Annotated in this window: 12 protein-coding genes and 1 tRNA gene; 4 read left to right on the top strand and 9 right to left on the bottom strand. The window is 52.5% G+C overall.

Annotated elements, in window-relative coordinates; translation table 11 throughout:
• Positions 1-13 precede the first annotated feature (13 nt).
• A tRNA-Ser gene (locus DG177_RS01280) sits at positions 14-103 on the bottom strand.
• Positions 104-266: 163 nt separating this feature from the next.
• Between DG177_RS01280 and hspQ the strand changes: the two genes are divergently transcribed.
• Positions 267-647: a heat shock protein HspQ gene (gene hspQ, locus DG177_RS01275; protein WP_108809831.1), complete on the top strand. Its 381-nt coding sequence runs from the start codon at positions 267-269 to the stop codon at positions 645-647.
• Positions 648-661: 14 nt separating this feature from the next.
• Here the strand turns inward: hspQ and DG177_RS01270 are convergent, their stop codons facing one another.
• Positions 662-1,519, bottom strand: a complete 858-nt coding sequence (locus DG177_RS01270; RefSeq protein ID WP_108809830.1) for an ABC transporter permease — start codon at positions 1,517-1,519, stop codon at positions 662-664.
• Between the two features lie 128 nt (positions 1,520-1,647).
• Here DG177_RS01270 and DG177_RS01265 point away from each other — a divergent pair, with 128 nt between their 5' ends.
• From DG177_RS01265 to DG177_RS01255, 3 genes are all read left to right on the top strand, one after another.
• The gene (locus DG177_RS01265) at positions 1,648-2,322 is read left to right on the top strand and encodes a GcrA family cell cycle regulator (RefSeq protein ID WP_108809829.1); all 675 of its coding nucleotides are present in this window, start codon (positions 1,648-1,650) and stop codon (positions 2,320-2,322) included.
• Positions 2,323-2,414: 92 nt separating this feature from the next.
• Positions 2,415-4,403: a DNA topoisomerase IV subunit B gene (parE, locus tag DG177_RS01260; protein ID WP_108809828.1), complete on the top strand. Its 1,989-nt coding sequence runs from the start codon at positions 2,415-2,417 to the stop codon at positions 4,401-4,403.
• Positions 4,396-5,712, top strand: coding sequence for a serine hydrolase (locus tag DG177_RS01255; RefSeq protein WP_337658414.1), 1,317 nt, complete (start codon positions 4,396-4,398; stop codon positions 5,710-5,712). Before parE ends, DG177_RS01255 begins: the two co-directional genes overlap by 8 nt.
• Here the strand turns inward: DG177_RS01255 and DG177_RS01250 are convergent.
• Genes DG177_RS01250 through uvrC form a run of 7 tightly spaced genes read right to left on the bottom strand, consistent with a single transcriptional unit; the run spans position 5,705 to position 12,436 of the window.
• On the bottom strand, positions 5,705-6,256 hold the full coding sequence (locus tag DG177_RS01250; RefSeq protein ID WP_108809826.1) for a GNAT family N-acetyltransferase: 552 nt from the start codon (positions 6,254-6,256) through the stop codon (positions 5,705-5,707). The genes DG177_RS01255 and DG177_RS01250 overlap by 8 nt on opposite strands.
• Complete coding sequence (locus DG177_RS01245; protein WP_108809825.1) at positions 6,253-7,047, bottom strand: LysR family transcriptional regulator; 795 nt, start codon at positions 7,045-7,047, stop codon at positions 6,253-6,255. The genes DG177_RS01250 and DG177_RS01245 overlap by 4 nt, the downstream gene beginning before the upstream one ends.
• Positions 7,044-7,442, bottom strand: a complete 399-nt coding sequence (gene apaG, locus DG177_RS01240) for a Co2+/Mg2+ efflux protein ApaG (RefSeq protein ID WP_108812709.1) — start codon at positions 7,440-7,442, stop codon at positions 7,044-7,046. The genes DG177_RS01245 and apaG overlap by 4 nt, the downstream gene beginning before the upstream one ends.
• Positions 7,443-7,460: 18 nt before the next feature.
• The gene (locus DG177_RS01235) at positions 7,461-8,669 is read right to left on the bottom strand and encodes an aminotransferase class I/II-fold pyridoxal phosphate-dependent enzyme (protein ID WP_108809824.1); all 1,209 of its coding nucleotides are present in this window, start codon (positions 8,667-8,669) and stop codon (positions 7,461-7,463) included.
• A 26-nt stretch (positions 8,670-8,695) separates the two neighbouring features.
• The gene (gene leuB, locus DG177_RS01230; protein ID WP_108809823.1) at positions 8,696-9,745 is read right to left on the bottom strand and encodes a 3-isopropylmalate dehydrogenase; all 1,050 of its coding nucleotides are present in this window, start codon (positions 9,743-9,745) and stop codon (positions 8,696-8,698) included.
• A 47-nt stretch (positions 9,746-9,792) separates the two neighbouring features.
• The gene (recO, locus tag DG177_RS01225; RefSeq protein ID WP_108812708.1) at positions 9,793-10,527 is read right to left on the bottom strand and encodes a DNA repair protein RecO; all 735 of its coding nucleotides are present in this window, start codon (positions 10,525-10,527) and stop codon (positions 9,793-9,795) included.
• Positions 10,520-12,436, bottom strand: coding sequence for an excinuclease ABC subunit UvrC (gene uvrC / locus DG177_RS01220; protein ID WP_108809822.1), 1,917 nt, complete (start codon positions 12,434-12,436; stop codon positions 10,520-10,522). Before uvrC ends, recO begins: the two co-directional genes overlap by 8 nt.
• Positions 12,437-12,463: the final 27 nt, after the last annotated feature.

Below are 12,463 nucleotides of genomic sequence, written 5' to 3'. Positions count from 1 at the left end.
TAGCATGCGGTTTTGGCGGAGAGACAGGGATTCGAACCCTGGGTACGATCGCTCGCACAACGGTTTTCGAGACCGCCCCATTCGACCACTCTGGCACCTCTCCGCACATCGGCAAATTGCCTGGGAAACCATGGTCAACAGACCATAAGCGTCAAACGTGCGGCGCGCTTAGACCATGATTGTTAGTTTGCCAAGCGGGAAACAACTCTAAACCGGGTTAAACAGCGCGCGCTTGCATCTTCCGGTCAACTAACTAGATTATAGCCATGGCACAAAACAAACATCTTGCTTCTACCAACCCCCTTCCTAAGGGCACACCACCCGTCCTGAATGCCAACTTCACAATCGGTGATGTGGTGAAGCACAGGTTATTCGATTTTCGCGGGGTCATTTATGATATTGATCCGGTTTTTGCGAATAGCGAGGAATGGTACGATGCAATCCCAAAGGATCTGCAGCCGGCCAAAGACCAACCTTTCTATCATCTCCTCGCTGAAAATGCCGATAGCAGTTATGTTGCCTATGTCAGCCAGCAGAACTTGCTCGAGGATGACAGTGGTGAGCCCGTTATGCACCCGGAAGTGGGCCGGATGTTCAAGACCGTTGATGGCGGTAAGTACAAATTACACCGCATCCACCGGCACTAGACCGGTTCATCAGATTAGGACTTAACCTTCCAGCCTTTTTTGAGCAAAATATAGCAAATTGCGGTCAACGCTACATTGATACACAGTAGAATGATTGAACCCAATAAAACCGGCGAATCGGACTCTCCGAGAAATCCGTACCGAAATCCGGAAATCGCATAGAAAAACGGATTGAAATGGCTCACGGCCTGGAATGTTGGCGCCAGTCGATCGATCGAATAGAAAGTTCCTGACAATAAGGCTGCGGGCGCGACAACGAAATTCGTAACCGCTGCTGCGTGATCAAATTTCTCTGCCCAGATTGAGGTCATGACACCCAGAAGCGCCAACATCGCGGACCCCATGAACCCAAACCAGAGAACGGCCCACCAGTGCTCCACGCTCACGCTTACCCCGGGCCATAAGGCCATCGCGAGCCAGACCGCAAAACCGACCAGTGCGGCACGGGTTATCGCTGCTCCAACCAAACCGGCCAGCAACTCACCAACAGACAATGGTGGCATGAGATAATCCACGATTGTTCCCTGAATCTTACCAACCAAAAGCGAGAAACTGCTATTTGCAAACGCATTCTGGATCATACCCATGCAAATTAGCCCCGGAGCGATGAAATCAGCAAAAGGTACACCTAAAACAGTGCGGTCCCCCCTGCCCAATGCGACAGTGAAAATGATTAGGAATAACAAAGTGGTAATCGAAGGTGCCCAGACCGTTTGAAGTTGGACTTTGAAAAACCGGCGTACTTCTTTCCAATAGAGCGCCAGAAAGCCGCCCCAATTCACACCGCGGATAACCGCTACTCCTGGCTCCGCGTAGGTCTGTGCGATAAATTCAGATTGATCAGATTCGTTATTTTTGGGCTGGTCTAACATAGGCTTTTCGCCTATCGGCTCCAGACAGCAATCACAACCCCATATTATTTCGGCCTTCATTCCGTATGATTGAAAATACGGCCACACGGCTTATATTGATATGGAATTGAGAATGAACAGGATTTTGCATGGCTTGGACCGACGAACGTATCGATCATCTGAAACAGATGTGGGAAAAAGGCTTAACGGCTAGTCAAATCGCAGAAGAACTCGGCGGCGTTAGCCGAAATGCGGTTATCGGCAAGGCACATCGTCTTGGTCTAAAATCGCGTCCATCACCAGTTAAGGCAAAAGCGAAGACTGCGAAGGGCGATAAACCGGCAGCCAAGCCCAAAAAGGCAGCAGCCAAAGCCACGAAGAAGCCGAAGCAAAAGGAAGAACATGTGGCGCGCCGCGCGATGCCGCCACCAACACCAGCTGCGCGCACCCATGCTGCGCAGCAGTCAAAAATGCCCAAACCCGATGGTCCGAAAATTGTTTCCGTCGGACCAGGCGGCTTTTTGCGTCAGGGTCCCGGTGATCAACAAGCTCCAATTCCACCGGCACCGCCACGGCGGTTGGTACCTGCCAAACCCAGCGAAGAGATGGCAGACAAGACCAGCCTACTGGATTTGAACGACAAGATTTGCCGCTGGCCCATGAACCATCCCGGCGAACCCGACTTTCATTTCTGCGGCGAAGAGGTAAACCCGGGCTTTCCATACTGCGTAGAACATTGCGGCCGGGCATTTCAGGCACAATTACCGCGCGGCGCGCGGCGTGCGCCACCACCCCTGCCCTTTGGCGGCCCGAGAGTTCGCTAAATCAGGCTATAAAACATTATTTTACAGACCATTTGGCAGGAGGCCCAATAAGCCTCTTGCCAGTCAGACTTTGACGCTCTTATAGGATCATTATGTCCGATGATCTTTTTGGCGCTGAACCGCCAACCGCTTCCAAGTCTGGTGAATATGATGCCTCTGCCATTGAAGTGCTGGAGGGCCTAGAACCAGTTCGCAAACGTCCCGGCATGTATATTGGCGGCATCGATGAACGCGCGCTCCATCATCTGGCCGCAGAGGTTATCGATAACAGCATGGACGAAGCTGTTGCCGGGCATGCAAGTCGTATCGAGATCACGCTCGATAGCCAAAACCGTTTGACCGTTACCGATAACGGGCGTGGTATTCCGGTCGATCCCCATCCCAAATTCCCGGACAAATCAGCGCTCGAAGTCATTATGACCACGCTACACTCTGGCGGAAAATTTTCTGACAAAGCCTATGCAACATCAGGCGGTCTGCATGGTGTTGGTGTCTCTGTTGTCAACGCTCTTTCTTCTGACACGATCGTCGAAGTGGCGCGCAATAAAACCATATATCGACAATCCTTCTCGCAAGGTAACGCTGTTTCAAAACTGGAAGAAGTCGGCAGCACACCCAATCGGCGCGGCACCAGTATTTCCTTTATTCCGGACACCGAAATTTTTGGAGAAGGCAATAAATTCAAACCGTCGCGCTTGTTCAAAATGGCGCGATCCAAAGCCTATCTCTATGCGGGTGTCGAAATCCGCTGGAAATGCGATCCGGAACAAGCCAGCGAGGAAATTCCGGCTGAAGCGGTATTTCAATTCCCCGGTGGGCTTTCCGACCATCTACGCGAGCAGTTAAGTGGCCGGGAATGTGTCACAACAGATTTTTTTGCTGGCAATCAAGAGTTTCCAGAAAGCGCTGGCCGTGTTGAATGGGCGATCACATGGCCGATTTGGACCGACGGAAGCTATAGCTGGTATTGCAATACCATCCCGACCCCCAATGGTGGAACCCACGAAACCGGGCTGCGTAATGCATTGGTCAAAGGCATGCGTGCCTTTGGTGAACTGGTACAGATGAAGAAAGCAGCGCAGCTCACGGCTGATGATATTATCTCCGGCGGCGAGATGATGCTGTCCGTATTCATCCGTGAACCGCAATTTCAGAGTCAGACCAAAGATCGACTAACCTCGCCCGAAGCCGCGAAATATGTTGAAAATGCCGTTCGCGACCATTTCGATCATTTCCTGACGGACAATATGGATCGCGGCAAGGCCCTGCTCGGTTTCGTCATGGAGCGTATGGACGAGCGGCTGAAGCGCAAAGCCGAGCGGGAAGTGAAACGCAAGACCGCCACCAGCGGACGGAAAGTCCGTCTACCAGGCAAGCTTACAGATTGCTCCGGCAATGACCCCGCGGGCACAGAATTGTTCATTGTAGAAGGCGACAGTGCTGGAGGCTCCGCTAAGCAGGCCCGCAATCGGAAAACACAAGCCATTCTTCCGATACGCGGAAAAATACTCAATGTCGCCTCGGCCAACAGCGCCAAGATTTTTGCCAATTCGGAAATTGCTGACCTGACATTGGCCCTGGGCTGCGGCACTCGCAAAGACTGCGATCCTGACAATTTACGATATGAGCGCGTAATCATCATGACAGATGCTGATGTCGATGGCGCGCATATCGCGACACTGCTTATGACCTATTTCTTTCAGGAAATGCCTGAACTGGTCCGGCAAGGCCATCTCTTCCTTGCCCGTCCGCCGCTGTACCGGCTGACCGCTGGAGGTAAGAGCCTTTATGCACAAGATGATGGAGCGCGTGCAGAAATCGAGAACGGGCCATTCAAAGGCAAGAAAGTTGAAGTCAGCCGGTTCAAGGGTCTTGGCGAGATGAATCCGGGACAACTCAAAGAGACCACCATGGATCCCGACACCCGTTCTCTATTCCGGGTAACCTTGCCGCAAGAATATGAGAACAGGGCGGTAGTGAAGGACCTTGTTGACCGATTGATGGGGAAAAACCCGGAACACCGCTTTAACTTCATTCAACAAAATGCCGCCAGCCTTGATGAGGAAGCCATTGATGCCTGACCGGCCAGTCCGGTCATGGCTTTTCGCAGCGTTAATCGCTATGTTCGCTCTAGGGGTTCCCTCTCTGGCAAGGGCGGAACAAATGACGACTATTTCCTCTGAATATCAGGTTCGTGCGTCCGAGCTTCTCGACATTCTCAAAGGATCGCAGCAAGAGGAAAGCTTCTTCGCAAGCTCCTTTCTTGATGCAGTACCGCTGCCACAGGTCCGCGCTTTGGTCGCACAGCTTCAGACTCAATATGGCGAACCTCTCACGATCACACGCATCATCCCGGCCAGTGCAAAGGACGGCACTGTTGAAATTGCCTATGCCAAAGCCACACTGGCAATGCGCATGGTGCTGGACAATTCTGCCCCTTATCCGGTGATCGGGCTACAAGTCACCGGAGCCAATATGACCGATGACAGTATCGACAAGGTCAAACAGGAATTTGAAACGTTACCTGGTGCCGCTGGCTTCGAAATTGCCGAAATAGGAGTAGATCAAACAAGCATCATCACATCGTTGAACGCTGATCAGCAATTTGCCATCGGTTCTACATTCAAACTCTACATTCTGGCAGCGCTTTCATCCAAGATAGCCAATAGCGATCGTGATTGGGACGATGTGGTCCCTATCTATAGAAAGTCCTTGCCGTCGGGAATTTTACAGGACTGGCCAATTGGAACCCCAATGACGCTACAAGCCCTGGCTACGCTTATGGTTTCGGTGAGCGATAACACGGCGACCGATATATTAATGACCGAACTCGGAAGTAATATCCTTGACGAGATGGTCTATAAAAGCGGCCATAGCGCCCCCGACAAGATGCTTCCAATGTTAAGCACCATCGAGTTTTTTGACCTGAAGATGCCCAAAAACGCTGATGTTCGCGCGCTCTACATTGAAGCAAGTGACGATGTACAAAGGGATTTGCTGAGCAGATATAATATCGGGCTCGACGCCAAATCGATCGATATCAGTAATCTTGCCAATAAACCGCAGCATATCGAGACGGTTGAATGGTTTGCGGCACCTTCCGATCTCACCGGTCTGCTTCAGATCATTAACAATATCGAGGATCCGGTGGTAAAGAATATCCTCAAGATCAATCCTCTGATCCCGCCAGGAGATGCACTGCGCTGGAACTATATTGGTGGAAAAGGCGGATCCGAACCGGGCGTGATATCCTTTGCCTTTTTGACCAAGTCAAAATCGGGAAAGACCTATGCGGTTTCAGGAAGCTGGAACAACAGCGTAGCGCCCGTCGACAATGACAAATTCACTCTGATGATGAACCGATTGTTGAATCTGATCGCGGCTAGATAGATTGAAGACTGACGTTTTGCCAGTCATCTCGCAACAAGCCGAAAATCAAACTGTCTCGAATGCCGATATGCGTCTCCCATTCCTGTCGCAAATGCGCCTCCTGTTGAAAGCCCAGACGTTTTAACAACTTGATCGAAGCCAGATTGTCTGGATCAACATCCGCGCAGATGCGGCGGAGACCAAGTTCTTCGAAGCCATATTGGATCACCCGGATCACAGCCTCTCGCGCTATTCCCTTTCCCCAAGCCGCTCGGTTGAGGATATAACCAATCTCTCTAATATTCGGCCGGTCCTCTTCACGTATAAGGACAACCCAACCGAGAGCTGCGTCCTCACGAACTGTCGTTATAGCCCAAGTTTGCCAGCGCGTGCCTTCACAGTTTTGCGCAACGTAGTCCCGCGTTTCTGCGATAGTTTCATGCGGTCCACTAGACCACCAGCGCAACAGCTCTGCATCTGCAAAAGTGGGGTGAAGAGCATCAGCATCATCGGCTCGGAGCGGGCGCAATCGCAGCCGTTCTGTCGACAATATGGGGAAGGTCATGCTGTTAGTGCGGCGACCAGCGCCTTGACCTTTTTTTGGCGCCACTGGGGCAGCGGCGCAACCAGCCAGTAACCGCGGGAGGATTTGCTATCCTCGCCGATCACTTCAACCCGACCCGCTGCAAGATCCTGCTGAACCAACATTTTCGGTACCCAGGCATGACCAAATCCATTGGCAGCAGCTTCAATCGCCAAGCCGCCATCAGCAACCCGCATGAGCGTCTCTTCACCTTCTGATATGGGGCAGCCCGGCCAGTCAATTTTTTGACCAGCCTGTCCGCCGGGTGCCGCGACTTTGACAAACAATGTGTCGCCAATGATCAAGCCTTCATTCTCACCCGGGCCATCCGTCAGGCCAATAGCTACATCGAGATTCGCTTCAGTAAAATCCGCTCCGCCTTCCGACGCTACCAGTGCAAAACTGACATCTGGATTGTCCTGTGAAAATTTCGCCAATTGTTCGTTTAGCCATTTGGCAGTCAAATCCCGCGGCGCTGCAATCGTCAATTTATGAGATGACTGGCCGGCCTGCATGGCGCGCACCGAATCTTCAAATTCCAGAAATCCGGAGCGCAATGCATCGAGGCCAGCAGCGGCTTCATCTGTCAATTCCAACCCTTTTGGCGTGCGCCGAAACATCACCACGCCCAACATGTCTTCCAATGCCCTGATCTGTTGTCCTACCGCCGCTGGTGTCACGGCCAGTTCATCGGCTGCTCGTGTAAAGCTGAGGTGCCGTGCAGCGGCATCGAGCACACGAAGCCCGTTAAGCGGCAAATGGGTACGCTTCATTGCTCTACAGTTGGTGCAGTAAGAGGAAAATGAGGAATGCGGACTTCAAAAGCGTTCGGTTCTTCACCGACGAACATGAAATGTCCCGCCATAGCCCCGCTCGGCGTATTCAGAGGGCAGCCTGAGACATAGTCATGCGCCTTGCCCGGTTGAATGATCGGTTGCTCACCGATAACCCCGTCTCCGTCCACCTTATGTAGCCCACCACGAGCATCCGAAATCCGCCAATGTCGGGTTAGAAGTTGGACCGCACTGTCGCGTTCATTCTCAATGCGAATGTGATAAGCCCAAAACCAGCGCAAACCATCGATGTCCGATTGTTCCGGGAGAAATGTGACCGACACCCGAACGGTTACACCCTCGGTAGTTTCTGAAAATGGAAAGAACGCCTGCATCATCATATTACAATAGCGTCAAAGACCAACGGACGAAAGGGCTTGATCTAAATCTTCCATCAGATCCATTGGATCTTCCAGTCCAACATTAATCCGGAGCATGTCTTCGCTTATCCCGATTTCCAATCGTGCGTCCTCGCCCAAGCCGTGATGGGTCGTCGATGCCGGGTGACACATTAAGGAACGGCTGTCTCCGATATTGTTCGAAATATCGATTAAATTCAACGCGTTAAGAATGTTATGGGCCTGCTTGCGACCGCCCCCTACATAGAGCGAGAAAATCGGCCCGGTCGCTTCCATCTGGCTCATCGCCAGATTATGCTGCGGATGGCTTGGCAGACCGGGATGCAATATTTTCTCTACTCGCTGCTCTAAAAACTTGCCCACCTCGATGGCATTATTGCTCTGTTTGCGAATCCGCAAATCGAGCGTCTCGAGTCCTTTCAGCACAACCCAGGCATTAAAAGCACTGAGAGTGGGGCCTGTATTGCGCGTAAAGGCAAGCAAGGTTTCCTCGATAAACTCTTCGCTACCGCAGACTGCACCGGCTAACACGCGCCCCTGCCCGTCCATCATCTTGGTCGCGCTATAGGCGACAACGTCCGCACCAAATTCCATCGGCCGTTGCAACACATTGGTGGCGAAAGCATTGTCGACCACGCTGGTAATGCCTTTTGCACGCGCCAGATCACAGACTCCCCGCAGATCAATAACATCCATTGTCGGATTGGCCGGTGTCTCAAAGAAAAATACCTTAGTCTTCGATGTGATCGCCTTCTCCCAATTATCAATATCACGACCATCAATGACGGTGGTCTCGATACCAAATTTTGGCAGAAGCGTATCTGTTAACCAGCGGCAGGAACCAAAAAGCGCACGGCTGGCAACGACATGATCGCCAGCCTCTAACTGACATAGCAAAGCGGCCGTCATTGCTGCCATCCCGGAAGCAGTTGCCCGGCAGGCATCCGCACCTTCCATCAATGCAATCCGTTCTTCCAACATCTGCACCGTCGGGTTTTGCAGACGGCTATAGGTCATGCCCGATTGTTCCCCATTGAAACGCGCGGCGGCATCTTCGGCACAATCATAGGTATAACCAGAGGTGAGGAACATCGCCTCCGACGTCTCGCCAAATTCACTGCGCATGGTGCCGCTGCGGATCGCCTTTGTGGCAGGGCGCCAATTTTTCGTAATCTCTCGATTTTGGCCGGTATCTCTTTTCATATATGTTTTCCTAAGCCAAACGGCGCTTAACTGGCAAGCTGCGCAACAACCGCATCGCCAATTTCTCGTGTTGAGGCACTACCACCGAGATCGTGCCCTAAGGTGCCTTGCTGCAATACATCGGCGACGGCCTGCTCAATCCGCGCAGCTTCTTCCTCCATCGCAAAACTGTGGCGCAACATCATCGCAGCGGACAATATCATCGCAGAAGGATTGGCAATGCCCTGCCCTGCAATATCGGGGGCACTGCCGTGGATTGGTTCAAACAAGCCCTTTTTTCCGCTACCCAAGGAGGCTGACGCCAGCAAGCCGATCGAGCCCACACACATACTTGCTTGATCGGACAAGATATCACCAAATATATTGCCGGTAAGCATGACATCAAACTGGCCTGGATTGCGTACGAGCTGCATTGCTGCATTATCCACATACATATGACTAAGTTCGACATCTGGATAATCGGCGCTGACTTCGTTGACGACTTCGCGCCAGAGCACTGATGTTTGCAGAACGTTGGCTTTGTCTACAGAACATAGTTTTTTACGCCGCCCCTGAGCCGCCTTGAAAGCGACATGCGCGATACGACTGACTTCTTCCTCGTCATAGGCCATGATATCATAGCCCTCCCGCAAGCCGGTATCCGTCGTTCGCTGCCCCTTTTCACCGAAATAGATATCGCCGGTCAGTTCCCGCAGGATCAGAAGATCGATCGCACCAGCAATATCCGGTTTCAAGGCCGACAGGTTTTCAAGACCAGTAAAGGCTTTGGCTGGGCGCAGGTTTGCAAATGTTTGCATTTCCTTGCGCAATCCAAGTACGGCCTGTTCAGGGCGCAAGTGACGGTTCAGATCATCGCAATCGGGATCACCAACCGCCCCGAACAAGACAGCATCAGAAGCCATCACCAATTCGAGCGTCGCAGGCGGCAGCGGATGACCGTGGTTTTTATAGGCCACTCCGCCCACATCAGCTTGATCGAGCTTCAAATCAGGCAATCCCAGCGCTTCCAGGACGCGCAAGGCTTCTACCATGATTTCCTGACCTATGCCGTCGCCAGCGAGAACCGCAATATGCATGTTTTTTCCTCAACTCTTTGCGCGCATCCCTGCCGCGCTCGAGGAGATTAGGCAACCACCCTTTTTAGACGATCTACCAAAACCGTGCGAGACGCCATGACGTCATTGCGACGATCCTCGAAGAAATGACGCTTGAGGAAAAACCCGGTCACCTTCAAACCGTCAAAAATATCATCCCAATCGGGAATATCAGATTCCTTCAAAAAGGGCGGAAATGGTAAGAGCTTGTCCTTGTAAATCTGCCCTGCCCCCAAACTTACCGCAGTCGCGCTCTTGGGGCTGATAAACACTAGGTCATCTGCATCACCAGTCACAGCACATTTGTCGAGCGACAGCCCAAAGCCCAATTCCGACAAGAGGAGTAGTTCATAACGTACGAGCGCCACGGTCCAGCCCTTGGCAGACGGTGCTCCACATATCGCCTCAAGCAATGCGGATAGCGCACTGTGTAGTTGTGGATAGCTATGTTCTTCGGGCAGAATGGCAGCTGTTAGCGCAGTAACCCATTCGAGCGCAGCACTAGCGAGCGGTTCGCCAAGATACGGGCCACGGCTTTGTTGCAGCTCGGCAGTCATCGACGCCAATTGATCTTCGGTCCGCGCACGATAATCCGCCTGAACGATGTTGGACGGAATCAATACAGGCCGCATGGTTCGCGACCGTGCACCCCTAACATACCCGGCAATCAAGCCATTTTCTGGCGTCAAGGACCGCACGACCGCGCCATGCTCTCCGTGCTGCCGAACAGAGCAAATAATGGCCGAGGTTCGCAGGTTAGCCATGAAAATAATCATATACTTTTTGCGCTACAGTCGCGGAAACACCCGGTGCACCTTGAAGGTCTTCCAATGATGCGTTTTTGACTGCTCGAGCCGTTCCGAAATGTAGCAGCATCGCCCGCTTTCGCGCAGGTCCAATGCCAGGGACGTCATCCAGAGAACTATGACCAATAGACTTTGCGCGCTTCTGACGATGCGCCCCAATCGCATAGCGATGAGCCTCATCTCGCAAGCGCTGCAAATAGAATAATACCGGGCTGTTAATCGGCAGATTCAGCTCACGTCCATCCATGAAGTGAAACGTCTCACGCCCCGCGTTCCGATCCGGTCCCTTGGACACGCCGATCATGTTGACGTCTTCTACTCCGATTTCCGCCAGTGCGTCCTTGGCGGCGCTCATCTGCCCTTTACCTCCGTCAATCAGTACGAGATCGGGCCATTCACCCTTCTCACGATCGGGGTCTTCCTTTTGCGCGCGGGCGAAACGGCGTTCCAGCACCTCGCGCATCATCGCAAAATCGTCACCCGGTTTGGTATCAGGATTTTTGATGTTAAACTTGCGATAGGCGCTCTTCCGAAAGCCTTCCGGCCCGGCGACCACCATTCCGCCAACCATATTCGTCCCCTGTATATGGCTGTTATCGTATATTTCGATGCGATCCGGCACCGTATCAAGCTCCAACAGATCGACCATCTCGCGCATGATTTTTGCCTGAGTAGAGGATTCTGCAAGCCGCCTGTCGAGCGCCTCCTCCGCATTGCGGCTGGCCTGTTTCAGCAACTTCAGACGATCACCACGCTGAGGGCGGGATACGCTGACTTTATAATCTGCTCGCGTACCCAATGCTTCGGATAACAATTGCTCATCCGGCAGTTCACGGTCTAGCAGCACCAGTTTTGGCGGCGGCATCCGATCGTAAAATTGCATCAGGAAACTGGACAGAACCTCCTCGATCTCAACATTACTCGTATGGGCGGGGAAAAAGCTGCGATGTCCCCAGTTCTGGCCGCCTCGAATGAAAAAAGCCTGTATGCAAACAGTCGAACCTTTAGCCGCCAACGCGAATATATCGGCGTCAGGTAAGCCAGCTGCATTAACCGCCTGATTGCCTTGGATGAAAGTCAATGCTTTCAGTCTGTCCCGGTACAAAGCCGCCATTTCAAAATCGAGCGCTTCGGAGGCTTTTTCCATCTGCGCACCCAGCTTCTGTTGCACTTCGGTCGATTTGCCGGAGAGGAAGTTCCGCGAATCCTCAACAAGCTCCGCATAGTCTTCCTTGGTAATCCGATCCACACAAGGGGCAGAACAGCGTTTGATTTGATAGAGTAAGCAGGGCCGCGAGCGGTTGCTGAAAAAGCTGTCTGTACAGGATCGAAGCAGGAAAAGCTTTTGCAAGGCGTTAAGCGTTTGGTTTACCGATCCAGCGCTAGCGAAAGGACCAAAATATTTGCCTATCGTTTTTTGCGCGCCGCGATGTTTTTGAATGCGCGGAAAGTCATGATCTTCGCGCAGCAGGATGAACGGAAAGCTCTTATCGTCGCGGAGCAGTACATTATAAGCCGGACGGAACTTCTTGATCAGCTGTGCTTCCAGCAGCAACGCCTCGGCTTCACTGCCTGTCGTCACGATTGTCATGGACCGGGTTTGCGCGACCATCCGCAGCAATCGATGGGGTAGCCGGTTCATCTGAACATAGGAACCAACACGATTTTTGAGCGACCGCGCCTTGCCCACATAGAGCACATCACCGCGACTATCCTGCATCCGATAGACGCCAGGCCGCGTTGGCAGGGTTTTTAACGTTTCACGGATCGCTGCCATGCCGGTTTCGAGGTCCGGCGTCTCGTTACCGCGCACCGAATAGGTGGCTTTTTCTTCGTTAAATCGGTCGGGTGATTGCGGGCCGGACATAGAATATATCTAGGCGCAGGCGCTGAT

This window comes from Sphingorhabdus sp. Alg231-15, from assembly GCF_900149705.1.
GTDB lineage: Bacteria > Pseudomonadota > Alphaproteobacteria > Sphingomonadales > Sphingomonadaceae > Parasphingorhabdus.
The sequence above is the reverse complement of the archived record's forward strand: the minus strand, read 5'-3'. Positions and strand labels throughout refer to the sequence as shown.

Bases quoted from the DNA above. Each gene is read 5' to 3' on its own strand.
- parE (WP_108809828.1), top strand. From the start codon at position 2,415: ATGTCCGATGATCTTTTTGGCGCTGAACCGCCAACCGCTTCCAAGTCT.
- apaG (WP_108812709.1), bottom strand. From the start codon at position 7,442: ATGCAGGCGTTCTTTCCATTTTCAGAAACTACCGAGGGTGTAACCGTT.
- leuB (WP_108809823.1), bottom strand. From the start codon at position 9,745: ATGCATATTGCGGTTCTCGCTGGCGACGGCATAGGTCAGGAAATCATG.
- recO (WP_108812708.1), bottom strand. From the start codon at position 10,527: ATGGCTAACCTGCGAACCTCGGCCATTATTTGCTCTGTTCGGCAGCAC.
- DG177_RS01235 (WP_108809824.1), bottom strand. From the start codon at position 8,669: ATGAAAAGAGATACCGGCCAAAATCGAGAGATTACGAAAAATTGGCGC.
- DG177_RS01245 (WP_108809825.1), bottom strand. From the start codon at position 7,047: ATGAAGCGTACCCATTTGCCGCTTAACGGGCTTCGTGTGCTCGATGCC.
- DG177_RS01270 (WP_108809830.1), bottom strand. From the start codon at position 1,519: ATGTTAGACCAGCCCAAAAATAACGAATCTGATCAATCTGAATTTATC.
- uvrC (WP_108809822.1), bottom strand. From the start codon at position 12,436: ATGTCCGGCCCGCAATCACCCGACCGATTTAACGAAGAAAAAGCCACC.
- DG177_RS01255 (WP_337658414.1), top strand. From the start codon at position 4,396: ATGCCTGACCGGCCAGTCCGGTCATGGCTTTTCGCAGCGTTAATCGCT.
- DG177_RS01250 (WP_108809826.1), bottom strand. From the start codon at position 6,256: ATGACCTTCCCCATATTGTCGACAGAACGGCTGCGATTGCGCCCGCTC.
- DG177_RS01265 (WP_108809829.1), top strand. From the start codon at position 1,648: ATGGCTTGGACCGACGAACGTATCGATCATCTGAAACAGATGTGGGAA.
- hspQ (WP_108809831.1), top strand. From the start codon at position 267: ATGGCACAAAACAAACATCTTGCTTCTACCAACCCCCTTCCTAAGGGC.